This is a genomic window from Anaerolentibacter hominis, assembly GCF_032380675.1.
In the GTDB taxonomy this organism is placed as follows: Bacteria; Bacillota; Clostridia; order Lachnospirales; family Lachnospiraceae; genus Anaerolentibacter; species Anaerolentibacter hominis.
Genome location: NZ_JAWDIX010000001.1, coordinates 888717 through 909579, shown reverse-complemented (window position 1 = coordinate 909579; position 20863 = coordinate 888717). Strand labels below are relative to the sequence as shown.

The 20863-nt window shown below is 46.9% G+C and carries 30 protein-coding genes; 9 read left to right on the top strand and 21 right to left on the bottom strand.

Going from position 1 to position 20863, the window contains the following annotated elements; translation table 11 throughout:
• Positions 1 to 24: 24 nt before the first annotated feature.
• The 8 genes from ABCW47_RS04205 to ABCW47_RS04170 all read right to left on the bottom strand — a co-directional run bounded on the left by ABCW47_RS04205 (position 25) and on the right by ABCW47_RS04170 (position 6411).
• Positions 25 to 585 carry a sigma-70 family RNA polymerase sigma factor gene (locus tag ABCW47_RS04205; protein WP_343208609.1) on the bottom strand — a complete coding sequence of 187 codons (561 nt, stop codon included), beginning with the start codon at positions 583 to 585 and terminating at the stop codon, positions 25 to 27.
• A gap of 157 nt (positions 586 to 742) precedes the next feature.
• Complete coding sequence (locus tag ABCW47_RS04200; RefSeq protein ID WP_343208608.1) at positions 743 to 997, bottom strand: helix-turn-helix domain-containing protein; 255 nt, start codon at positions 995 to 997, stop codon at positions 743 to 745.
• A 10-nt stretch (positions 998 to 1007) separates the two neighbouring features.
• Positions 1008 to 1658 (bottom strand): GOLPH3/VPS74 family protein, encoded by a 651-nt coding sequence (locus ABCW47_RS04195; RefSeq protein ID WP_343208607.1) that lies wholly within the window; start codon positions 1656 to 1658, stop codon positions 1008 to 1010.
• A gap of 186 nt (positions 1659 to 1844) precedes the next feature.
• Complete coding sequence (locus ABCW47_RS04190; protein WP_343208606.1) at positions 1845 to 2144, bottom strand: YciI family protein; 300 nt, start codon at positions 2142 to 2144, stop codon at positions 1845 to 1847.
• A 47-nt stretch (positions 2145 to 2191) separates the two neighbouring features.
• A complete protein-coding gene (locus ABCW47_RS04185) occupies positions 2192 to 2848 on the bottom strand; it encodes a TetR/AcrR family transcriptional regulator (RefSeq protein ID WP_343208605.1) in 657 nt (218 codons plus the stop codon).
• Positions 2845 to 3774 carry a flavodoxin family protein gene (locus ABCW47_RS04180; protein ID WP_343208604.1) on the bottom strand — a complete coding sequence of 310 codons (930 nt, stop codon included), beginning with the start codon at positions 3772 to 3774 and terminating at the stop codon, positions 2845 to 2847. Before ABCW47_RS04180 ends, ABCW47_RS04185 begins: the two co-directional genes overlap by 4 nt.
• A 147-nt stretch (positions 3775 to 3921) precedes the next feature.
• Positions 3922 to 5697 (bottom strand): oleate hydratase, encoded by a 1776-nt coding sequence (locus ABCW47_RS04175; RefSeq protein WP_343208603.1) that lies wholly within the window; start codon positions 5695 to 5697, stop codon positions 3922 to 3924.
• A 171-nt stretch (positions 5698 to 5868) separates the two neighbouring features.
• Positions 5869 to 6411 (bottom strand): TFIIB-type zinc ribbon-containing protein, encoded by a 543-nt coding sequence (locus ABCW47_RS04170; RefSeq protein WP_343208602.1) that lies wholly within the window; start codon positions 6409 to 6411, stop codon positions 5869 to 5871.
• A gap of 165 nt (positions 6412 to 6576) precedes the next feature.
• On the opposite strand from ABCW47_RS04170, the gene ABCW47_RS04165 reads away from it, so the two are divergent.
• On the top strand, positions 6577 to 6918 hold the full coding sequence (locus ABCW47_RS04165) for a hypothetical protein (protein ID WP_343208601.1): 342 nt from the start codon (positions 6577 to 6579) through the stop codon (positions 6916 to 6918).
• A gap of 27 nt (positions 6919 to 6945) precedes the next feature.
• The gene (locus ABCW47_RS04160) at positions 6946 to 7143 is read left to right on the top strand and encodes a helix-turn-helix transcriptional regulator (protein ID WP_343208600.1); all 198 of its coding nucleotides are present in this window, start codon (positions 6946 to 6948) and stop codon (positions 7141 to 7143) included.
• Between the two features lie 88 nt (positions 7144 to 7231).
• Here ABCW47_RS04160 and ABCW47_RS04155 read toward each other — a convergent pair whose 3' ends face one another.
• Entirely contained in the window at positions 7232 to 7795 is a 564-nt protein-coding gene (locus ABCW47_RS04155; protein ID WP_343208599.1) for a TetR/AcrR family transcriptional regulator C-terminal domain-containing protein, read from the bottom strand.
• A 124-nt stretch (positions 7796 to 7919) separates the two neighbouring features.
• On the opposite strand from ABCW47_RS04155, the gene ABCW47_RS04150 reads away from it, so the two are divergent.
• The 4 genes from ABCW47_RS04150 (at position 7920) to ABCW47_RS04135 (ending at position 11859) form a co-directional block, all read left to right on the top strand.
• Positions 7920 to 9824, top strand: coding sequence for an alkyl/aryl-sulfatase (locus ABCW47_RS04150; RefSeq protein WP_343208597.1), 1905 nt, complete (start codon positions 7920 to 7922; stop codon positions 9822 to 9824).
• Between the two features lie 277 nt (positions 9825 to 10101).
• The gene (locus ABCW47_RS04145; protein WP_343208596.1) at positions 10102 to 10593 is read left to right on the top strand and encodes a CarD family transcriptional regulator; all 492 of its coding nucleotides are present in this window, start codon (positions 10102 to 10104) and stop codon (positions 10591 to 10593) included.
• 354 nt (positions 10594 to 10947) lie between these two features.
• Entirely contained in the window at positions 10948 to 11160 is a 213-nt protein-coding gene (locus ABCW47_RS04140) for a cold-shock protein (protein ID WP_343208595.1), read from the top strand.
• 159 nt (positions 11161 to 11319) lie between these two features.
• Positions 11320 to 11859: a GNAT family N-acetyltransferase gene (locus ABCW47_RS04135; RefSeq protein ID WP_343208594.1), complete on the top strand. Its 540-nt coding sequence runs from the start codon at positions 11320 to 11322 to the stop codon at positions 11857 to 11859.
• Here the strand turns inward: ABCW47_RS04135 and ABCW47_RS04130 are convergent.
• Genes ABCW47_RS04130 through ABCW47_RS04120 form a run of 3 tightly spaced genes read right to left on the bottom strand, consistent with a single transcriptional unit; the run spans position 11846 to position 13142 of the window.
• Entirely contained in the window at positions 11846 to 12538 is a 693-nt protein-coding gene (locus ABCW47_RS04130) for an MBL fold metallo-hydrolase (RefSeq protein ID WP_343208593.1), read from the bottom strand. The genes ABCW47_RS04135 and ABCW47_RS04130 overlap by 14 nt on opposite strands.
• A gap of 54 nt (positions 12539 to 12592) precedes the next feature.
• Positions 12593 to 12709 carry a hypothetical protein gene (locus ABCW47_RS04125; protein WP_343209591.1) on the bottom strand — a complete coding sequence of 39 codons (117 nt, stop codon included), beginning with the start codon at positions 12707 to 12709 and terminating at the stop codon, positions 12593 to 12595.
• 43 nt (positions 12710 to 12752) lie between these two features.
• Positions 12753 to 13142: a TetR/AcrR family transcriptional regulator gene (locus ABCW47_RS04120; RefSeq protein WP_343208592.1), complete on the bottom strand. Its 390-nt coding sequence runs from the start codon at positions 13140 to 13142 to the stop codon at positions 12753 to 12755.
• Positions 13143 to 13258: 116 nt separating this feature from the next.
• On the opposite strand from ABCW47_RS04120, the gene ABCW47_RS04115 reads away from it, so the two are divergent.
• From ABCW47_RS04115 to ABCW47_RS04105, 3 genes are read left to right on the top strand one after another with little or no spacing between them, the layout of a single operon-like run.
• Entirely contained in the window at positions 13259 to 13483 is a 225-nt protein-coding gene (locus ABCW47_RS04115; protein WP_343208591.1) for a hypothetical protein, read from the top strand.
• A 29-nt stretch (positions 13484 to 13512) separates the two neighbouring features.
• Positions 13513 to 13884, top strand: a complete 372-nt coding sequence (locus ABCW47_RS04110; RefSeq protein ID WP_343208590.1) for a hypothetical protein — start codon at positions 13513 to 13515, stop codon at positions 13882 to 13884.
• Positions 13885 to 14754 (top strand): hypothetical protein, encoded by an 870-nt coding sequence (locus ABCW47_RS04105; RefSeq protein WP_343208589.1) that lies wholly within the window; start codon positions 13885 to 13887, stop codon positions 14752 to 14754.
• A gap of 79 nt (positions 14755 to 14833) precedes the next feature.
• On the opposite strand, the gene ABCW47_RS04100 is transcribed toward ABCW47_RS04105, so the two are convergent.
• From ABCW47_RS04100 to ABCW47_RS04060, 9 genes are all read right to left on the bottom strand, one after another.
• Positions 14834 to 15097 carry a hypothetical protein gene (locus ABCW47_RS04100; RefSeq protein ID WP_343208587.1) on the bottom strand — a complete coding sequence of 88 codons (264 nt, stop codon included), beginning with the start codon at positions 15095 to 15097 and terminating at the stop codon, positions 14834 to 14836.
• Between the two features lie 18 nt (positions 15098 to 15115).
• Positions 15116 to 15529, bottom strand: coding sequence for an SHOCT-like domain-containing protein (locus tag ABCW47_RS04095; RefSeq protein ID WP_343208586.1), 414 nt, complete (start codon positions 15527 to 15529; stop codon positions 15116 to 15118).
• An 87-nt stretch (positions 15530 to 15616) separates the two neighbouring features.
• Positions 15617 to 15988: a DUF2089 domain-containing protein gene (locus tag ABCW47_RS04090; RefSeq protein WP_343208585.1), complete on the bottom strand. Its 372-nt coding sequence runs from the start codon at positions 15986 to 15988 to the stop codon at positions 15617 to 15619.
• Between the two features lie 313 nt (positions 15989 to 16301).
• A complete protein-coding gene (locus tag ABCW47_RS04085; protein ID WP_343208584.1) occupies positions 16302 to 17867 on the bottom strand; it encodes a M56 family metallopeptidase in 1566 nt (521 codons plus the stop codon).
• Between the two features lie 2 nt (positions 17868 to 17869).
• Positions 17870 to 18229 (bottom strand): BlaI/MecI/CopY family transcriptional regulator, encoded by a 360-nt coding sequence (locus ABCW47_RS04080; RefSeq protein ID WP_343208583.1) that lies wholly within the window; start codon positions 18227 to 18229, stop codon positions 17870 to 17872.
• Between the two features lie 98 nt (positions 18230 to 18327).
• Positions 18328 to 18738, bottom strand: coding sequence for a hypothetical protein (locus tag ABCW47_RS04075; protein WP_343208582.1), 411 nt, complete (start codon positions 18736 to 18738; stop codon positions 18328 to 18330).
• Between the two features lie 163 nt (positions 18739 to 18901).
• A complete protein-coding gene (locus ABCW47_RS04070; RefSeq protein WP_343208581.1) occupies positions 18902 to 19324 on the bottom strand; it encodes an N-acetyltransferase in 423 nt (140 codons plus the stop codon).
• On the bottom strand, positions 19321 to 20376 hold the full coding sequence (locus tag ABCW47_RS04065; protein ID WP_343208580.1) for a virulence RhuM family protein: 1056 nt from the start codon (positions 20374 to 20376) through the stop codon (positions 19321 to 19323). Before ABCW47_RS04065 ends, ABCW47_RS04070 begins: the two co-directional genes overlap by 4 nt.
• 126 nt (positions 20377 to 20502) lie before the next feature.
• The gene (locus ABCW47_RS04060; protein WP_343209590.1) at positions 20503 to 20820 is read right to left on the bottom strand and encodes a GNAT family N-acetyltransferase; all 318 of its coding nucleotides are present in this window, start codon (positions 20818 to 20820) and stop codon (positions 20503 to 20505) included.
• Between the last annotated feature and the right edge of the window lie 43 nt (positions 20821 to 20863).

Sequence of the window (20863 nt, the reverse complement as noted above, 5' to 3'; positions counted from 1 at the left end):
CCCGATATTAAGCCTGCAAAATAATCATACCCGTTCCCCCAGCCATTCCTTCAGCTTTACCAGGCTGCGGGCCGCCCGTTTCTCCACCGCGTTTTTGGACAGCGAAAGCGCTTTTCCAATCTCCCCGGCAGTCTGTCCGAGAAAATACTTCCGCAGAAGAATACCGCAGTCCGGTTCCCCCAGATCTTTCACTGCCTGTAAAAGTTCTCTTCGTTGTGTCCTGCGGATTGCTTCCTGTTCTGTGTCATCTCCGGACGGCAGGGGAAGGTCCGCGAGGTCTTCCGCCCCGGAATGAACGGCATTTTTCTCTCCGCATAGTTTCTGAAACCGCTTTATTGCCGTCCGCTTGGCAAGAATCATCAAAAAGGATTTGATGCTTCCACGGTTTAAGTCCACATCTCCCCGCTTTTCGTAAAACTGTGCAAAGATATCACTGACGCAGTCTTCTATATCTTCCCTGCTGCCGACGGAATTTAACTTATTGCGGGCAATCGCATAGATCAATCCGGCATAACAATCTATTATTTGCTCCAATGCAGTCGAGGGATTCTTATGCAGCTGCTCCAGCATTTCCTGATCCGTCATCGTATTCCTCCCGTTCTCCAATCTACCTGTACAGCTATGAATCGATTCACTTATAACATTTCCTTTTTTCGGGCAAAAACAGCCAGAATTGTAGAAATAATATTGAAACAAAAGAAAAGGGAGCCTGCAATGCCCCCTGTTGTTTACAATTTTTAATTCATGAAAGCATCTCCTTGATCTGTGGAATCGTTTTCCCCTGTCCTCTCAACTCTTTGATATAAGCGATCCGCTCCATGCTCTCCGCGCGCCGATACCGTCTTGTCAGGTTTTCTTCTGCCTGCTCAAAGGGAAGCATGCCCTCCTCCGTATAGAATTTCAATGTGCTGTAACGCACACAGGTCAGCCGGACCAGCTCGCCGATCGTTACATATTCCGAACTTTCTATCACTTCCCATGACCGCTGTCTCGACATCCCGGCCACCTCACTTTGGCATGCTTGTGACTGCGATTACCGCGATCATTGTATTAATATAGTCCATGAATTCGCTGATTATTTCATGGGACGGAGAATTCTTTATTTCTTCCATCCTGGATTTCAACGCTTTCTTTTCATAGCTGGAAAAGTACTTCTTTAACATTCCGCTTTTCTCAAACAAGCCGGCAAGCGCAATGGCTTCATCAGACATCGTCCCCTCCTCCAGAAGCTCTGCCCGGATCGTCTGCACAACGGAGTCGACCGCTTTCCCGTCGGGAATATAGTGTTTTTTAGTTCCCAGGAGGCCGCCCTGCTCTACGGTAACCGAATGAGCCTCGCTCAGTGCCATGCCGATTTCATCTATCAATCGATTGATCCTTTTGCCAGAAAAAGAAAAGCAGTACTCGGATGCCAGTTTGTCTAGTTTAATCTTCTCTTTTTCTGCTATATAATCATAAATAGAGGTTAGATGCCGCAGCCCGCCGCTTAAGGGAGAAGACACTGTCAATCGTTTGTTATCCACTGCAACACAACCCGCAAGAGCCAGGTCCATCACCGCCCCTGCCACGATGCAGACAGGTATCTCACTGCTTAAAGCCGGTATTTTTCCCTTGTCATTCAGTGCGCAAAGCATATAGCGTTCCGTAATTGATTCCATATTGATCTTCCTCACCTTTCTCATTGTGCCCGGCATGTTACTTGCCACTTATTACTTACTACTTATTACTTACTGGTTACAATTTACCATAGTATTCCACAACTGTCAAGAATAACACCTGTTTAGAATTAATACGAAGAACAAAAAGGGGCGCTGTGCGCCCCGACATATTGATTTCCCCTATGATTACAGTAAATAATTATTTTCCCGGTTTGCAGCCTGCAGGCCAACTAACCTGTATGTAGCATATCCTCCCATCACCAAAGGTTCTCTGTTACATAGTTCCTCCGCTTCTTCGCGGCTGTCTGTTTTCAGAATATACATACCTGCCATCCCCGGATAACCTTTAAACACGCCGCATAGTTCCAGCTTACCTTCGTCATCCAGTCTTCTTATATTTTCAACGTGCTCTGTGACCACCTTCTTTGTTATCCTGTTATAGGTCTTACTCTTCTCAATGAACATCATGTACATCAGCTTTTCCATACTTCACTCTCCTCTTCCGATTTTCATTCGCCACTATTACTGCCCTTTTACAGCACTTCATTCTCCGCAATCCGGTACAGCCGGTTAAACTGCCGGATATGCCGCTCAAGGAGTTCCATCGCCTGGGGTTCCTGCTCCGGATGCCCGTCGTACGCCGTCAGCAGCAGGAAAATAGGCCCATAAAAGTGCATGGCCATAATCCGCGGGTCCTCTGCTTTCAGCACACCGTTTTTCGCACATATCTCAAAGATAACACTCTGATAGTCCAGAGGCCCGTTTACATATTGTTCTTCAAATAATGCCGACAGCTCTCCGCTGCGGTATCGCTCTATCGTCAGCATCCTCCGGCAGCGCCGGGCAAACTCATCCGTCAGATAATAATGCAGCAGGCTGCGTCCTGCCCAGATCAGCTGCTCTTCCCCCATATCGGCGTATTTTCCTGCATCCAGGATGGCCTGGCTGCCGTCCACCTCCAGCAGGGCCGCCTGCTTCTCATACCGCCGTCCCATTTCTGCAATAATCGCATCAAAAATATCCTGCTTGTTCTTATAGTGCTTATACAGCGCCGGCGCTTTTACTCCCACTTCCTGGGCAATCTGCGCCACACTGACCGCCTCGTAGCCCTTTTCCGAAAAAAGCGTCAGGGCCGCCTCTAAAATCATCTGTTTTGTGTTCCGCTTTTCCAATCTCTTCTCTGTTCTCATTCAGTTCCTGTCTCCCGCCTTCTCCGGCGCCGTACCCTGCCGAATTTACATACAATACTTTCCCACTTACTGCCCTGTATGTCAAGAATCTGATCCATTTCATCAAAAATTCCGAGAAAATCACTGTCGCCCCGGAAGTGTACTCCAATATATTCAGCCTCCCTGATTTTTCCCCGGCAGGCTTCCAGAAATCCTCTCACCGGGGCCGCTACGGAAAATACATGGACTGGCGTTACCAGGATCACCTTTTGATAGCGGGTTATATCAAATGGAACCGAATTTACCGGCATCGCCCGCTTATGCATGCCATACCGTCCCAGCCACAGGAATCCGAAAAACCCTGCCGTGCGCTCCGGGGTGGTGATCTCATAAATCTCCGCACCCAGTTCCGCCGCCTTTTCATACGCAATTTTTCTGGTATAGCCAAGTCTTGAATAATAAACCACCAGAATATCCGGGTTCACTCCAATTCCCGTATAACCACCTGCGTCAAACTGAAACTGGCTCTGCTTTACGCTGATTATGTAAGCCACACCGCATAAAAACTGAATCGCCCCGAAAACAAAATATATTGTTGACATAAAATTAGCCGGAAAAATCACGAATTGAATGGTAATCCAGAGCATCAGGGTCACGCCAAATATACATCCCAGCCAGGCGCCTGCCGGTTTTCTCCTGAAAATCAGCCAGGCAGCCGTTAAATTGGTCATCCCATTGATCAGCAGCAGGGCGATACCCGGAAAAATATAATTCTGGTACAGCATTTCGGCAAAGGGAAGCACCTGAAAATAAGGAAGCATCTCCTGCATGCCCAGCGTGCTTCCATCCGGCTGGGCAAACATCCCGGTTGCCCCTGCCACCGCCCCAATTCCTATAAATAAAGTCCAGAAGAGCATAATTCTCCGCAAAACAGCTTCTTTTCTCATGTCAATACCTTCTCCTCTCATTTGGTTAACACTTATTAACCATATTATAGGTTAATAAGTGTTAACCGTCAAGTGGAAATAAATATAGATCAACAGAAAAGCACCGCCCGGTTCGGGACAGTGCTTCTTTGTCTGTTTTCTATGTTATTAAATCAGATGATACCGCTCCAGCAGTTCTTCCACTACCGTGCCTGATATCTTCTTCAATGCTTTCTTCTCGATCAGATTAGCCATAAAGGGCAGCTTCATATCGGTCAGCTTCTTGCCGTCCATCATCTTATAGGTGGAATCCAGAAGCACCCTCACATCATAGCAGGAACCGAATACTTCCGGCACACCCCGGTCCACATCCAGCAGGGTGTAGACTGCTTCCATTGCCGTTCTCACCGAATACTCCGTGGTAAATACCGTATCTCTCACGGTATCTGCAAACTGGCCGATAAAAGCGAAGTTGACACAGCCTTCCGGTACTACCTTCGGCCGGTCCCCCGCGGTCCGCGGCATAAAGAATGCGGTAATATAAGGCATCATACAGGGGATGCACCGGGCGGAATCAGCCGCCAGCTCCGGAATCTCCTCCACCGGGACACCCAGATGGTACAGCCATTCTTCTGTAATTTCAAGGCCGGTACACTCTCGCATTGGTTTCTTCACATAATCGCCGGGCACATCAGTAAACAGGCCGTATACCCAGACCACCAGCTGATCCTTCGGCTGCTCTTTAAAATGGGGCTGCCGGTTTAAGGTATAACTCATCAGCCAGCTGGAATCCTTGCAGGTTACAATACCGCCGGTTACAACCTTGCCGCTGAATGGATCTCTTTTGCAGACCTTTTGGATATAGGGCGGAATCTTGTCATCCAGGGTGGTTACGGTAGCAGATTCCCAGTTAGTCTTTTCAATATCGGTACAGAATTTATCCGGGTGCCCGAAGGACGGGTCCTGTTTGGCTATATTTTTCCACAGCTGCCAGCAGCCGCCTTCTCCCGGTTTCGTTTTTCGCTCCGGTGCATGGTCCTGATCTCCCAGGGTAGAATTCTCCGTACAGCTGCCGTTGGTGACAAAGACCAGATCATTTTCCGTCAATTCAATCTTTTCTTCTTTTCCGTTATGGAGGCAGACAATCTGTCTGGCAGTCTTTCTGCCGCCCTTCTTTTCAAAGATCACATTCGTAACCTGGGTGCCGTACTGGAACTGTACGTTGTATTGTTTCAGATATTCAATCATAGGCAGTATCAGGGATTCATACTGGTTGTATTTGGTAAACTTCAGTGCGGAGAAATCCGGAAGACCGCCGATATGATGAATAAACCGCTGGATGTAAAGCTTCATTTCCAGAGCGCTGTGCCACTCTTCAAAGGCGAACATGGTCCTCCAGTACAGCCAGAAATTGGAGGCGAAAAATTCATCGGTAAAGACATCGGATATCTTCTTGTCATAGAGATCCTCATCCTTCGTCATAAACAGCTTTACGATCTCCATGGACGCTTTCTCGCTCAGGGCAAATTTACCGTCGGTGTGAGCGTCCTGGCCCCGGTTTACCGTGGCCCTCATCAGAGAATAGTTGGGATCATCTTTATTGAGCCAATAATATTCGTCCAGCACGGTTACCCCCTCTGTCTCAATCGAGGGAATTGAGTGGAACAAATCCCAGAGGCACTCGAAATGATTTTCCATCTCTCTCCCGCCCCGGATAATGAACCCTCTCTGGGGATCGTTAATTCCGTCACAGGCTCCGCCCGCAATATCCAGTTCTTCTAGTATATGAATATGTTCTCCCTTCATCTGGCCATCTCTGACTAAGAAACAGGCAGCTGCCAGCGAGGCCAGTCCGGAACCCACCAGATAAGCGGATTTTTCGTCTACTCCAATCGGTTTGCGCGGCCGTGCAAATGCTTCATAATTTCCATTACTATAATACATAAGAATCCTCCATTCCGAAATTCATTGGTTTCCCTTTGTGTTGAATATAGAATAGAAGATTTCACAAAATACCGCCATAGACAAAGAAAGAGCCGTGTCGGATTTTTCGACACGGCTGTTAAACTGTAAGATTTTTATACAAAATTGTTCAATTGTCTGGTTCTTGTACCTTTACTTGGCAGATATAATAGAACCGCAATACTCGCATACCCCGCTCGTTCCCTTTACCACCCGGTTCGTCGCTCCGCAGTGAGGGCAAATCACAGTCATCACTTCCGGAGGCCTCTGAGGTGCAGAAGAATACACCGGAGCGTGGTAGTCCGGAAAAATAATCCGGTCCTTCTCCACATTCAGATATATCCCCTTAATGTACCCCTTGCGGATCAGTTTATCCAGATTCTTAACCACATTCTCCTTCGATTCCCCGGTCATCTGCACCAGATTTACAATCAATCCGGATGTGTCCCTCTCAAGCCACGGCGTGTAGCGGCGGAACGAGTGAAGCATCCTGCGCCGGTCCAGGCTGGCCAGAATAAGCAGCGTCCCCAGAATCAGTGATATTAAACTAATTGCTATTTCAGCGGAATCAACGATCTCTTCCCCCAGGACGACAGAGAACCCTACAATGCCAAAAAGCTCCAGGAATATTCCAGCTAATAACTCTGCGATCAGAATAAGCTGGCTGACGATCAGAAATGTTTTTGTTGCCTTCATCCCCACAAATCCTCCCCGATATATTTGCTTCTTTCTGTATTATATCATCTGGGAATCAGAAAGAAAAGGCGGCAAAGAAATGTAAAAAGTTCTTGACTTTTCTCTACCCCTGCCGTACTGTATAAATGTAAAGAACCTTTAACATATGAAAGGAGCGTTTCCTCTATGAAACCATTAAAAAATATGGATGAAATGGAGAAGCTAATTGTTCTCCGTTCCCAGCGGAATGCTTTGATTTTTATCACCGTTGTTCTGGCGCTGTGGACCTTTTATTCCTGTTTCCGGGTATTTGCCTACGGGGAACGTTTTAATATTATTCCCTCCTCCCTTCTGACGGCTGCTGCTATGGTAGAACAGTTTTCGCGAAAGTATCTGGAAAAGAAAATGACGGAGGGCGACGAAGAATACAAAGCGTCCGGCCGTTTTCTGTGGATTCTCCTGGGCGCCGTCCTGCTCGCTGTCCTGATCGCTGTCATCGGCTCTTTTCTTCTGTTAAAACAGCGCTGACCGTGAAAGCAGAAAGGAAACCGAACTATGCAGAATCAGATCAAAGCGCTTCGAAGGAGCCGCGGCCTGCGCCAGGAAGACCTGGCAGCGGCGCTTGGCGTCAGCCGGCAGACCATCATTGCAATTGAAAATAACAAATACAACCCCACCCTGGAGCTGGCCATGAAGCTGGCCCGGTTTCTGGGACAACCCGTGGAAACGATTTTTACCCTGGAAGACGAATAGAATATTATCTTTGTTATACACATTTGAAAAAGTGCCCAAAAACTGGACACTTTTTTTATTTGACCATCCACAGAGATTCGCCTGCATTTTATAATGAATCCAAAACCGGCTTCTGTTTCCGGAAGATATTATTTCCAATGGCAGCAGCGATCACCTGGTTTGCCTCCCTTACATCCTGTTTCATGCCAAATGCCACCCAGTCCGTAAGCATGCCGATGATCCCGTGACTGTAGAAACGGGCTGCCAGCTCCTGCTGGCGGGTATCCATGATGCCAGCGGCATTTTGCTGCGCAGTTTCCATCAGAAACTCTTTATAAAGCCTGGTAAGAAGCTCCACAAAGGAATTAGCTCCTGTATTTTTTACCGCGTTGGTGTAAAAATCCTGGTCTTCCTTCATCCGGTCCGTCAGGACGGCAAGGCTCTCCACCCAGGTATCCTCTGTCAGCAGAGGTTTTATGACAGGTTTTATCTCCTGCTCAAAGATCCACTCCACAATTTCATATTTATCCCGGAAATGATAATACAGTGTGTTGCGGCTGAGCCCGCATTCCCTGGTAATATCACTGATCGACAGCCTGTCGATCGGTCTTTTCCTCATCAGCGTTTTCACCGCCTGCACGATAGCCTGTATGGTAAGTTCTGAGCTTGCCAAGTCAATCCCTCCAATTCAGATAAAACGTCGCTGTATAAGTATTTTAACAGAGAAAACCGGCGGGATCAAGCAGGCCCGTGTATGTAATCCATAGACTGAACAGACAGAAAGGAAGAATAACTGTATGAAACCATTTACAAGAGATCCTAAACCGGCTACCCCCTATACCATCGCCAAAAACCAGGAAATATACAATATCCTGGATTTCAGCGATCAGCACGAACAGGAATGTGCCCTGAAAAATCGTCTGGCCGCTCCAGACCATCTGGAAATTAAGGACAGTTCCGGCAAAGTCGTGTGGAGCCAGAAGGCCTTTGAATTTCTCGAAGACCAGGACCGGGAGGAAGACACTGTTCATCCCAGCTACCGGCGCAATGCCTGGCTGAACCATCAGTACGGCCTGTTTCAGGTAGTGGACGGAATCTATCAGGTCAGGGGTTATGATATGTCCAACTTCACGGTCATCCGGGGAGAACGCGGCTGGATTGTGTGCGATCCGCTGATTAGCTGCGAATGTTCTGCGGCTGCCCTGAATCTGGTAAATGAGATTCTCGGTTTCCGCCCGGTGACGGGAATCCTCATCAGTCATCCTCATATTGACCACTTTGGAGGAATCCGGGGAATCGTCCGGGAGGAAGACATAGCTTCCGGCAGCATCCCGTTGATCGTGCCCCAGCATTTTACCCACCATGCGGTCAGCGAAAATGTATATGCCATGAACGCCATGCAGCGCCGGGCAGGCTATCAGTACGGCACTTATCTGGAGCCTGGCCCAAAGGGAACACTCTCCATGGGAATCGGTATGGGACAGTCCAAGGGGCTGATCACCTTTATCCGTCCCACGGATGAAATCACCTTTACCGGTGAAGAACGTACGGTAGACGGCATCCGTTTTATCTTCCAGCTCACGCCGGAAACGGAGTCCCCCGCGGAAATGTGCTGGTACCTTCCTGATTTTCACGCATTCTGGGCCGCGGAGCTGTGCAATGCCACCCTGCACAACCTTTATACTCTCCGGGGCACCCAGATTCGGGACGGCAACGCCTGGGCCTGCTACCTGATGGAGGCGAAGGCACTCTTCGGAGCGGATCTTTCCGTGGTATTCCAGTCTCACAACTGGCCTCACTGGGGCAATGAAGAGGGCAATCAATATCTGGAAAATACGGCCGCCATTTATAAATTCATCAATGACCAGACCTTAATGTACATGAATATGGGTTATACCCCCAATGAGATTTCCCATAAAATCCGTCTGCCGGAAGCTATGGAGAAAGTATGGTACACCAGACCTTATTACGGTACCCTCTCCCACAATGCCAAGGCAGTCTATCAGAAATATCTGGGCTGGTACGACGCCAATCCGGTGAATTTAAACCCTCTTACTCCCACGGACCGTGCCGAAAAGCTGGTGGAATATATGGGCAGCCCTAAGGATATTCTGGAAAAAGCTTATCAGGACTTTGAGCGGGGAGAATACCAGTGGGCGGCAGAAATCGCCAATGCCCTGGTCTTTTATGATCCACAGAATGAACCAGCCAGGCTCCTCTGTGCCGATGCCCTGGAACAGCTGGGCTATCAGTCGGAATGTGGTCCCTGGCGGAATGCCTACCTGACCGCCGCCGCGGAGCTGCGCGGCGGGGTTGTTTCCGATCCTTCCAAGCAGGCCTCTAATTCCGGCGATCTGGCCAAGTGTATGGACATTCCCATGATGTTAGAGTACCTGGGAATCCTGATTGACGGGGAGAAAGCCCAGGAGACAGATCTTAAGCTGAATTTTCATATATCAGATACCGGCGAGAGCTATTACGTGCATCTGTATCACGGTGCGCTCCTTTACAGCCACGGGGAAAGCAAAGACATCGCCGATGCGGATCTTACCCTGCACAGAGCTGCGTTTTCCGCCATTCTCTTTCGAAAAAAAGAGACCTGGCCCAAGCTCATTCGCATTAAAGGCAGGCAGGATGTGCTGGAAAAACTAACGGAGCATATGACGGCATTTGACCGGACTTTTCCTATCGCAGAACCCTGAGGATACAGCAGGAATAAGGCGGCAGATATTCCCTGGTGGTAAAATCCGTAAAAATATGCTATACTATCTATAACACGTTGCTTTGACAAGATGTAACTTGTCAAAGCAATTTTAATTATCGGAACATTCAGCCTGAAAGAACAGGGAGGGGTGTCAGGAACGCCATCGGCGATTTGCCCAACCATATATGGTGCGGGGCCAGTGCTGATTTAACGCCAATCTCAAGGATTGCAAGGCGGTCTGTTCCGGTCCTTCCGTCCAGAAAGAAGGTTTTATTATGTATAAGATAAACGATGTCGTAGTCTATGAGAATAACGGGGTATATCGGATTAGAGATATTGGTACGCCGGATTTTCTTAACACAACAGACCAGTACTACATCCTGCAGGCAGTCTGTAACAAAGAAGGAACTCTCTATGTGAAAACCGGCAGCAATAAATTATTGATGCGCGCGGTTATTATCAGAGAAACTGCACAACAGCTTTTGGATAAACTGCCTGACCTGGAGCCACTGTATGAAGAAAACGGCAGGCTCAGAGAGACTCAGTATCACGAGATCATCAAATCCTGTAAATGTGAAAACTGTCTGCGGATGCTCAAAGGCATCCTAAGGGAAGAAAAGCGCAGAGCCGCACTGGGAAAAAGATTAAACATCAGTGATGAGCGGAATCTGAAGACGGTGCTGGAACTTTTGTCTGCGGAACTGTCCGTTGCACTGCACGAGCCCATAGACGAAGTAAAGGATCGGTTAAAAGAACTGGCCGTCTAGCTAAATTTACAGTAATTTCAGTCTTTTAAACTTATTTTCAAAATATTCTTGACATTCGTACCGTTATGGTAGTATAGTAGTTAGGTAATCAATTTGAAGTTGGAAGCCGGATATCTTGCATATCACCTTTTGATGATTTGCGGATGGCCGGCTTTATTATTTTTAAATGCTTGTGTTGTATGTTCAGGAGTTCCCTGTTATATCGTAATTATTCTTAATAACGCTTTTAAAATTACTTTAGTTCCGTTGTGAGAATCCCACGTTAAAAATTCCGGCAGCAAAAATTGATACCAGCAAAAGCCGGCGCGCTCTGCGAGTCCGCTTATTGCAATAATAAAAATGGAGGTGCCGCACATGAATAACGGTACAGTAAAATGGTTTAACTCACAAAAGGGATTTGGATTTATTACAAATGAAGCAGACGGCGAAGATGTATTCGTACATTTTTCAGCAATCGTTTCTAATGGTTTCAAGAGTCTGGAAGACGGACAGCGTGTAACATTCGATACCGAATGTGATCCGAAAGACAGCAGAAAATTAAGAGCAGTAAATGTTTGTGTAGCATAACCTGCCGCATATAGATTCATAAAGCTGACTTAAGAAGAGGGCGTTCATTCGGCCTCTTCTTTTTATATGCTTTTATTTCTATTCCATTCCGCAGCCGGTTGCCCGCCTGCCGAAGCTGTGTTATGATAGGCTGACATCAGGAAACGGAGGAACGAAATCATGATCTTAGAGACAAAACGGCTCTGCCTGAGGGAAATGACGGACGATGATTATCCGGCCCTGTGCAGGATGCTGCAGGATAAAGAAGTCATGTACGCCTATGAGCATGCGTTCAGTGATGAAGAAGCCTGGAACTGGCTTCACCGCCAGCAGGAACGTTATCGGAGAGATGGCTTTGGCCTGTGGGCTGTCCTGTTGAAAGCGACCGGTGAAATGATCGGCCAGTGCGGCCTGACACTCCAGCCCTGCTGGGACACCCAGGTTCTGGAGGTGGGTTACCTGTTCCAGAAGGCATTCTGGCACCAGGGCTACGCGGCGGAAGCGGCAATTGCCTGCCGTGACTATGCCTTTAAACACTATGACGTGGACGAGGTCTGTTCCATTATACGGGATACGAATCTGGCGTCCCAGAACGTTGCTAAGCGGAATGGAATGTCGTTAAAGGGGACATTCGTGAAACACTATTATGGTGTGGATATGCCTCACCATGTCTATTCTGTGCGGCGTGAGGACGTGAAGCAGACAGTCAGGCCTGAATAGAATACAAATATTCCAGCAGCTCACCTTTCGTCAGCGGCTCGGTATGGCTGAGCACACACCATCTGCACTCCGTCCGTTCAATCACCCTGATCAAGGCCCGCAGCTTGCTCTGGTCCATATACCCACCTTGATAGAAATCCTCACTTGTGGCGTCTCCCAGAAATAAAATCTTTTCTTTCGGTACGTAAAGGAGCACCGAATCCTCCGAGTGGGGCGACTGCGTATGAAAGATTCTGGCTGTCAGCCCTCCCAGAAAAAGGGTCAGGCTCTCTTCAAATTCTAAGTCCGCAGGACGGATAATGATATCTTTGCCGTTCTCATACTCTCTTCTTAAGAATTCGTCATCCGCTCTCAAAAAATCTGAATACCCCGGGTCTGCCAACCGCTCCCGCTCCCGTTTTAAATACTCGTTGGTCTTCCGATGCGCAAGGGAAATACCATGGACATGGTGCATGCCAAAGGTATGATCCCAGTGCCAGTGGGTGATCACAGTAAAGTCCGGTCTGCACAATTCCTTATCCTGTAAGGCCTGATAAAATTCCTCCACATGATCCGCGGAATTGCCCGCGTCAATGGCAAGTGTGTATTGCTCCCCGTTCAGATAGGCCAGCATCGGGCGGTCTGTCTCCGGCTGGTGGGGATGATAGAAAACCCGGTCTGCTATCTTTCTCAGTTCCATCTTTTCTCCTTCTCCTGCATCAACATGGTGAATCCCGGCAGTAGCAGCCGCATCTCAGGCTTTCTGCCCACCTGCCGCTTTCCCCCGATATTCTGCCTTGATCACTTCACCTATTTCCTCCGCTGTCTCCTGACAGCCATTTGCCAGCCATTTCTTAATTACAGCATTCAGTCCGTTTCGGAAAAATTCGATATGATATTCAATATGTTTATTATCATAATAGAACGCGGCCTGATGGATATCGTATTCTGTATTCTGTAATCTGAAATCTTCCGTCTATACCCAGTTTGAAATATGTTTTATAAAAGATCTGGTTTTCCCGGATATGCTGAAACAGTTTTAAAAAATCGTTGCTGTTATAGCTCTGTTCCCTTTCTTCCCGGTATAAATTGCTCACTTCCTCTTCCAGATTCTTCTGAACCACCTGCGCCAGGTCATAAATGTCCATATAATTTGCATAGAAAGTGGTACGGTTTACTCCGGCCAGTTTGCAGATATCCGTCACCGTAATCCCGCTTAGCTCCCTCTCCTGCAATAATTTAATAAAGGCTGTCTCCATCCGTTTCCTGGATTCTTTCTTGCGCTTATTATTTGGCGTATTCACTTTGCCCTCCATTATCTCAACAAATGTTTAAATATTGATGATTGTTTTCTTCTTTTCAAACCATCATACTATGAATTGAAAATGTAAACAAGTGTTGAGTTAAAGGAGGGCCCATTATGTCAGCAATCAAGCGGGCAAACAAAAAGATCGAGTCGGCAGTTACCGGCAGCTACAAAAAGGTAGAGCATGGAGTTGTCTCCGGCTATAAAAAAATCGAGGATAAATTCGTCGAGACATTTCTTGCGGAGGATGGAGAAACTACGGATGAAGCGAAAGCCAGACTCAGGGCAAAGGAAGCGCAGCTTAAAAAGGAAGCCGACAGCCGGATTCAGAATAAGTAATTTTATTCAGATCAGAAAGGATTAAAAACATGAAAAAGAAGAATTTTGTAACATTGATTATGGGAACCGCGGGGGGAATATTATTTGCTCTGGGTATGTGCATGTGCCTGATTACACAGTGGAACACATTCCGGCAGGGAATTATCTCCGGTGCTGTGGGTCTTTTGATACTCCTTGCTATGCTCGGTGTTCGCCGCGGGATGGAGGGAAAACCCATTGTAACGCTAAATGCAAAATCCATTGGAACTGCCATTCTCGGTATTGCGGGCGCGCTGATACTGGGTGTGGGGATGTGTATGGCTATGGTATGGGAAGGGCTTATGTTCCCCGGCATTGTGGTCGGCATCGTGGGCATTATCCTTCTTATTTCCCTGATCCCCGTCTGCAAGGGACTCCAATAAATGTATCAGGTACTGAAAAATCATATACCATCTCTGCGAAGGCTGTTGTATCCGAAGGCTTTGCTGCTGATCCCTTTGATAGTTGGTTCCGCTGCATCGCTGGCTGTTGTCTTCATAAGCGGCACAGAGAAATCCGCATTTGCTGTTACCGCCTATCTCATTTCAGCCTATACAACATCTGCCCTCACACTCCGGGTCATTGACCTTGCAAAAAAAACCAGGCATCTGGTGCATCAGAATCATTTTCTGCACCGTTACCTGACTGAAACCGCATTTAAAACAGAAGTCTCCCTCTGTCTTTCCCTTGGAATCAATTTATCATATTCCATATACAAAGCGGTTTCTGGTTTGTATTATCACTCACTCTGGTTCGGCACGATGGCATTTTACTACATGGTTCTGAGTACAGTGCGGTTTCATCTGCTGCATTCGTTCAGACAAAAGCAGTCGGACCGGATGCGATTGTTCCGGAAATACCGTTTTTGCGGCTGTCTTCTTCTGGTCTTAATCATTGCGATAACAGGCATGGGACTGCATACCGCTTATGGAGGAACGCTTGCCAGCTATCCTGGTTATATGATCTATGCCGCCGCTGGATACGCTTTTTACAGTCTCGCTACGGCGATCATAAATTTTATAAAATACCGAAAAGAGAGTAACCCGGTCTATTCGGCCGCAAAAGCAATCACACTTGCAGCCGCACTGGTTTCCATGTTTTCGCTGCAGACGGCAATGCTCTCAGAATTTGGCGCCAGCCCTTCCTTTCAAAGACAGATGAATATACTCACCGGACTGGGTGTATTTATAATGACTGCCACCATGGCCCTGTATATGATCCTGCGCGGCAGCTGTGCTGTCAGACAAGGATGAAAGAAATAAATTCAGCAGCAGATAACAAGAGGGCAGCAGGAAGGAGTCTCATTTCCTTCCTGCTGCCTCCATCTTCCAATCACAAACGGATCGAAATAAAGGTACCGTCCCGTGCCTCCACATGGATGACCTCAAGTCCTTTATACTGCTTTAAAATGCTCCGGCACTCCTTTACAATCATTCGCAGAACATCCTTTGTCACCATATCCCGGAAGGCTGGCGGCAACGATTTTCTCATGTCCTCAAAGGCAGCTTCGGGCAGCAGGCTCACCGCAGCGCTTGCCAGGGAAAGCGGGACGGGCAGCCACAAATTCGTCTCTTCCGAGCGGACTATAATGCGCATAAGCCTCTCCTCCCGGCATCAGCCGATATAAATCTTCACATTTGTGCCGTCTGCCCCGTCTACTGACACAATATTACCGATCGTTTCACTGTCCAGACAATCCAGTATAGTGCCGGCCAGCGCTTCCAGATCCACGCCCTGCAATTCCTCGCTCTTAATCGGCAGCATACCGGTCAATTTCAGCATATGACGGATAATTTTTACAGGGAGTTGTATATTTACCTTGTCGCCGTCCGGACTATCCACAATAATCCGCAGCATCTTATTGTCATAGGGAATCTCACTGCCGCTGCATTCCGCCACAGGCTCCATATAATTGACAGACGCTTCTTTTCCCCTGTCTTCCTCCAGCGCATTAATCAAATTGACTGCCTGTTGGGCAGTGAGCTTACCCTCTTCCACCATCTTTAAAATTCTCATTTTTTCGTCCATACTCTTCTCCATTCCGGAGCACTCTTATAATAGGATGCCATTCAGATGTTATTTGTGATGCTCCTGCACAAACAACCTTCCCTCTCTTTATTGCTTTTCCTTCATCTGTTCCAGCGCTTCCTCCGGGGTAATATCCCCATTTTCCAGCGCATCCAGAATTTCTTTTCTGACCGAGACGGAAGGCGGCGGTACATCTGGTCTGCCGCCCAATTTACGTATAATGTCATCCAGCCTGGAACGGACAGTGGGGTAGGATATTTTCAGCTCCTTTTCCACTTCCTTTATATTGCCGCGGCACTTCAAAAAGGTTTCGGCAAAATAAAGATCTTCCGGAGAGAGATAATCGAATTTGCTGAGTGCAAAATCGTTCTCAATCGCTGTATCGCAATTCTCACACTGGAGCTTGACGACCTTCAGCTTTCTGCCGCACACAGGGCAGCGGCTGATTACCTGATACATCGGATCACCTTCCTTTCTTTTCCTGTCTATAATATATAGCTGATGATTAATTATGTCAATATCTATTTTAATATATTTAATATATTTATTAATATTTTTAATTTCATCCTGTAAATACTTAAAATGCTGTGCAAAAATTAGAACAAACATTCGTTTTGATTCAGTTAAATTATCTTTTCGCATGATTTCGATAAAAATAAAGGGACGAAATCAATTCCGATTTCGTCCCTCTCTGTTCCGTTTATGATCAGCAAGCGGCCTGTGGTTGTCTTATTAAATACATCCTCACTCACCTTTCAGACCCGGCGTTTGATTAATCCATATAATAGTCAAGCTGTTCTCTGAGTGTATCTGCTCCCAACTTCTCCCTTTTTTCCGGATCTTCCTTAAAGTGTTCTTCGTAATATTCTGCCGCAGACGAAAAAGTCTCTGTTCCATTTTCCTCATAGACATAATAGAGCTCATAATTTCGGTTTTTCGCGGCGGAAACCGATTCTTCTGGCATATATTTCACCAGAAATTCATGGGGAAGTTTAAGCCGCTCTGTCCTGTTATGCTCCGGCTCCATCTCCGTCAGGAAACCATCGATCAGCCGCTCTGCCGCTTCTTTCTCCTTTTCTGTGCCAAGCTCATCCGCCGTTTTCCTCATACCGATGATAAGAGGGTCATCTTCCGGCGCCCTTGTCGTCGTCCAGTCTGTGATTATATTGACATAACACTGAAACCACCCATTATCGTCCTTGTTTTCCTCCACAAATTCGATTGAAAAGTTCTCCAGCCGGTCTCCCCTCACCTGGAAGGTTGAAAGCATAAGCGCCTTAATATCCGTAAATATCTTCTCTGCCCGTTCCTCTGTCAAGTTTCCGCACAGATTTATGACAGAGGCTTTTTCTTCCTCAGACAGAACTGCGTCTGTATCTGTTCCGGCTGTATCCGGAACTTCCGCCTTCCTGCTGCACCCAAGCCCGACGCACAGAACCAGCACCAACACGGCTGAAGCAACAGCAGTCTGAATCCTGGGATTTTTATAATTTACAATGTTCTTGATCCGTTTCTTTACATCCCCTTCTCCAAAGGCCGGATGAAATCCCGCCATACTTTTCCCTGCGGAAATCTGTAAAAGAGCCGCCGCATATTCTTTCTTTATCTCCTGTCCCATCCGCCTCATCACACTCTCATCACAGGCTATCTCGATGTCTTTGCTCAGACACAGATACGCTGCCCAGACAAGGGGATTAAACCAATGAATACACAGAGCCAGAAAGCCGATCAGTTTAACCAGGTTATCCTGCCTGCGGATATGGGTTAGTTCATGGAGGACAATATACTCCTGCTCTCCTTCCGGCAGATTGGACGGCAGATAAATTCTGGGTCTTATTATCCCCATCACAAAAGGGGACGCCAGATGATCCGCCAGATAAATATTGCTCTTCGTATTTACCGCGCCGATCAGGCGGCGTTTCAGCCGGATCGTGGCAACCAGATAGTAACAAAGCAGGATTCCCGCTCCGGTCAGCCATATAGCCGTTCCTGCCAGAACCCAGGTTTCAATCCGGTTCCCGCCCTCTGTCCCGTCCGGCCGTTCTACCGACTTAAGAACCTCGTTCACCGTCTGGTTGACAGCCGGTATTCCGCTGTCTATCCTGGGATTATCAAGGCTGGTCAGGTTAACCGGTATCGGGTCAGGATTCATCGGAACCAGGCTGACCACGCTGCCAATCGTGACCGGACAGAGCAGCCGGAACAGCACTACCGCCCACAGCAGGCAGGAAAATAGTTTAGGTGCTTTTCTTAGCGCCAGTCTTGCCGCCAGCACAAGGAGAATCACCCATACAGCCGACAGGCTCATATTGAACACCTTTAAAAATACTCCCTCCATCTCTACCTCCCGCTCTGCTCGATCAGTTTTCTCAGTTCCTCAATTTCCCCGTCGCTCAGCTTTCGCTGTCTGGTAAAAGCGGACAGAAAACGGGGAAGGGAACCGCCAAAGGTTTCCTCCACAAATTCTTCGCTCTGCTTTCCCAGAAATTCCTCTCTGGAAAGCAGCGCCGAAACGGTACTTTCCTCATTCTTAAAAATACCTCTTTCGCATAGACGCCGCAGCATCGTGTAAGCAGTAGATTTCTTCCATCCGAATTCCTCCGCGCACAGCTTAATCAGTTCACCGGAAGCCACCGGCTCCCTCTCCCAGATCAGTTCCGCAAATCGGGTTTCCATCACACCCAGCTTATATTCCTCCATCTTGCTTCCTCCTTGGTTTAACATCATTAAACCTGTTGATATGTTTAGTTTAACGTCATTAGACCAATTTGTCAACAAGAATCAATCAAACTGTTCATTTAATTTCTCCGCAAATCATTCGCAAAACTACTCAAGTCCTGACATGGTCCGTATTTCGTTCGATATCCCACGCCGTCTATGACCAAAAATGGATTATAGGCTATGACAGTAACCTGAGTGCCGTCTGTTTTCCGGATAGTGAAAACAACTCCCTGTCCATCGTATTCCACATAGGAATTATCCTCCTGATAGATCACCGTCCGATTCAATATATCAACCAGTTCAGGCAGTTTCTTCTGGCCGATCTGGATGATTACGCCAGGGGGTATCAGCTCTACATCGGCGCTTTTGATATCCTCCGCGGACAGATTCCGAAAGGGTCTCGTGCCGATCAGGAACTTCTTACCCAATAATCCTCCCACGATCAACAAAAGCAGCAATACACCGGCTAAAATAAGTTTCCTTTTCATATTGATCCTCCTTCCAAGACGAATTTGTTATTTACTCACCACCTATAGAGGGGGGAGTCTTATCTACTTCCATGATAAACAAAGAGCGCAAAACCTGCCGGGGCAAGCTTACGCTCTTCTTCCTCCCTGGTCCTTTACTTATATAGACGCAAAAAGGATACCATTATTTTGTCCACCGCAAAAGAAATTCCATCTCTCCGGTTTCTTCCTCCCTGTCCTGTGCTTCCATTCGGAAACCGGCCCGTTCATAGAACCGGAGCGCTCTCTCATTCTTTGCATAAACCTTGAGTGTGAGCGTGTCATGGTTTTCTTTCACCCTATCCAGAAGCCGGGTACCAATTCCCTGGGATCTGGCCGCCCGATCCACAAAGATTCCGGCGATATAATCCTTCTCCAGACCGATAAAACCCAGAAGCCGGGCATTATCCTCCCATACATAAACCTCCGCCTGGAGTATTGATGTTCCCGCCTCCTGTTTATTTTTCTTCCAGTATTCTTCCGGAATAAAGGGATGGGCATCCAGATTAGCACTCAGCCAGATATCCATTATCTGCCCCATATCCTCCGGTTTCATGTTCCGAATCATGCTGTAATTTCTCCTTTTAAATGAATATAAACATACCATACCGCCTCCATAACCATTTTATCAAAGTCAGATTCAAACAATTGATCCTGTACAATACGGTACTTTTCATATTCAGTCTCTGCATAGTCTTTTGCAATTTCCATAGATATTTTCCCTGCATTTAGCAAAACATCTCGATCATCCGATAATAAAAATTTGTCGATGCGTTCTGCCCAGTCCTGCATGGTCATAGGAATGTGCCGTTTCGCCCGCCCTTCTGCCAAATCTAAAAATGCATTAACGATTCGTCCTAAATCTTCAGGCCCTCCCTTCGTCAAATAATTCTTAGCAATATTTACATCGGATTTTAAAATCTTTCCATCCGGAGAGTTTTTCCATGATGTCAATCCCATATGATTTTGGGTGCTATCTGCCCGTTTATATATAATTTCCGCCGCTGTTTGATGAGAAACTGCATAATGCATTTTATTTTGAACCTTGGCAAAAAATTGTCTGGTTAACGGAGAATCCTTATCATAATCAAGGCTTGTTGCATAAATATCAGTAATTTTCTGATAAAATCTCCGCTCACTTAAACGAATTTCTCTTATTTCTTCCAGAAGCTTTTCAAAATAATCTTCATCCAGAAAAGATCCGTTCTCCATTCGTTTACGATCCAGGACATACCCTTCCAACGTAAACTTTTTTAATACCTGCGTAGCCCATCTTCTAAATTGAGTAGCGCGTATAGAATTTACCCGGTATCCAGTTGAAATAATAGCATCCAAATTATAATGATCCATTTTACGCGCAACGTTACGAGTCCCCTCTATTTGAACTACTCGAAATTTTCGAGTAGTTGCCTCCCTTTCCAATTCACCGCTATCATATATTTCTTTTAAATGGTACGTAATTGTATTTGCTTCTACATCAAACAAGACACCCATCATTTTTTGTGTCAGCCAAAGTGTCCCCTCTTCATAACGTACCTCTATTGTATCTGCCCCAGCCTGGGCAGAAAAAACCAGAAATTCTGCTGCACTGCTTCTGATGCTCAAACTTTTATCATCCATTTTTATCAAATCTCCTACTTATCCAGCTGTTATTCCTTTTTCATTCATTATGAGATTAAGGTATCCAAGCACCGTTGATGCCAGAGGTTATATTTATTATAACTCACCCGTTCTTAAAGATGCAATCTATTGCAGCAGCCGTGATGAAGTAGACGAATTGTCAGTTGACAGTTCACCGGTTTCTTCCTCTCTATCCTGTGCTCCCATTCGGAAACCGGCCCGTTCATAGAACCGGAGCGCCCTCTCATTCTTTGCATAAACCTTGAGTGTGAGCGTGTCATGGTTTTCTTTCACCCTATCCAGAAGCCGGGTACCAATTCCCTGGGATCTGGCTGCCCGATCCACAAAGATTCCGGCGATATAATCCTTCTCCAAACCGATAAAACCCAGAAGCCGGGCATTATCCTCCCATAGGGATGGGCATCCAGATTGGCACTCAGCCAGATATCCATTATCTGCCCCATATCCTCCGGTTTCATGTTCCGAA

Bases quoted from the DNA above. Each gene is read 5' to 3' on its own strand.
- ABCW47_RS04175 (WP_343208603.1), bottom strand. From the start codon at position 5,697: ATGTATTATAGTAATGGAAATTATGAAGCATTTGCACGGCCGCGCAAA.
- ABCW47_RS04160 (WP_343208600.1), top strand. From the start codon at position 6,946: ATGCAGAATCAGATCAAAGCGCTTCGAAGGAGCCGCGGCCTGCGCCAG.
- ABCW47_RS04070 (WP_343208581.1), bottom strand. From the start codon at position 19,324: ATGATTCGGAACATGAAACCGGAGGATATGGGGCAGATAATGGATATC.
- ABCW47_RS04195 (WP_343208607.1), bottom strand. From the start codon at position 1,658: ATGGAATCAATTACGGAACGCTATATGCTTTGCGCACTGAATGACAAG.
- ABCW47_RS04100 (WP_343208587.1), bottom strand. From the start codon at position 15,097: ATGCGCATTATAGTCCGCTCGGAAGAGACGAATTTGTGGCTGCCCGTC.
- ABCW47_RS04115 (WP_343208591.1), top strand. From the start codon at position 13,259: ATGTCAGCAATCAAGCGGGCAAACAAAAAGATCGAGTCGGCAGTTACC.
- ABCW47_RS04140 (WP_343208595.1), top strand. From the start codon at position 10,948: ATGAATAACGGTACAGTAAAATGGTTTAACTCACAAAAGGGATTTGGA.
- ABCW47_RS04145 (WP_343208596.1), top strand. From the start codon at position 10,102: ATGTATAAGATAAACGATGTCGTAGTCTATGAGAATAACGGGGTATAT.
- ABCW47_RS04185 (WP_343208605.1), bottom strand. From the start codon at position 2,848: ATGAGAACAGAGAAGAGATTGGAAAAGCGGAACACAAAACAGATGATT.
- ABCW47_RS04135 (WP_343208594.1), top strand. From the start codon at position 11,320: ATGATCTTAGAGACAAAACGGCTCTGCCTGAGGGAAATGACGGACGAT.
- ABCW47_RS04200 (WP_343208608.1), bottom strand. From the start codon at position 997: ATGTCGAGACAGCGGTCATGGGAAGTGATAGAAAGTTCGGAATATGTA.
- ABCW47_RS04095 (WP_343208586.1), bottom strand. From the start codon at position 15,529: ATGGACGAAAAAATGAGAATTTTAAAGATGGTGGAAGAGGGTAAGCTC.
- ABCW47_RS04180 (WP_343208604.1), bottom strand. From the start codon at position 3,774: ATGAGAAAAGAAGCTGTTTTGCGGAGAATTATGCTCTTCTGGACTTTA.
- ABCW47_RS04130 (WP_343208593.1), bottom strand. From the start codon at position 12,538: ATGGAACTGAGAAAGATAGCAGACCGGGTTTTCTATCATCCCCACCAG.
- ABCW47_RS04170 (WP_343208602.1), bottom strand. From the start codon at position 6,411: ATGAAGGCAACAAAAACATTTCTGATCGTCAGCCAGCTTATTCTGATC.
- ABCW47_RS04205 (WP_343208609.1), bottom strand. From the start codon at position 585: ATGACGGATCAGGAAATGCTGGAGCAGCTGCATAAGAATCCCTCGACT.
- ABCW47_RS04075 (WP_343208582.1), bottom strand. From the start codon at position 18,738: ATGAAAAGGAAACTTATTTTAGCCGGTGTATTGCTGCTTTTGTTGATC.
- ABCW47_RS04165 (WP_343208601.1), top strand. From the start codon at position 6,577: ATGAAACCATTAAAAAATATGGATGAAATGGAGAAGCTAATTGTTCTC.
- ABCW47_RS04190 (WP_343208606.1), bottom strand. From the start codon at position 2,144: ATGGAAAAGCTGATGTACATGATGTTCATTGAGAAGAGTAAGACCTAT.
- ABCW47_RS04085 (WP_343208584.1), bottom strand. From the start codon at position 17,867: ATGGAGGGAGTATTTTTAAAGGTGTTCAATATGAGCCTGTCGGCTGTA.
- ABCW47_RS04080 (WP_343208583.1), bottom strand. From the start codon at position 18,229: ATGGAGGAATATAAGCTGGGTGTGATGGAAACCCGATTTGCGGAACTG.
- ABCW47_RS04090 (WP_343208585.1), bottom strand. From the start codon at position 15,988: ATGTATCAGGTAATCAGCCGCTGCCCTGTGTGCGGCAGAAAGCTGAAG.
- ABCW47_RS04110 (WP_343208590.1), top strand. From the start codon at position 13,513: ATGAAAAAGAAGAATTTTGTAACATTGATTATGGGAACCGCGGGGGGA.
- ABCW47_RS04065 (WP_343208580.1), bottom strand. From the start codon at position 20,376: ATGGATGATAAAAGTTTGAGCATCAGAAGCAGTGCAGCAGAATTTCTG.
- ABCW47_RS04150 (WP_343208597.1), top strand. From the start codon at position 7,920: ATGAAACCATTTACAAGAGATCCTAAACCGGCTACCCCCTATACCATC.
- ABCW47_RS04105 (WP_343208589.1), top strand. From the start codon at position 13,885: ATGTATCAGGTACTGAAAAATCATATACCATCTCTGCGAAGGCTGTTG.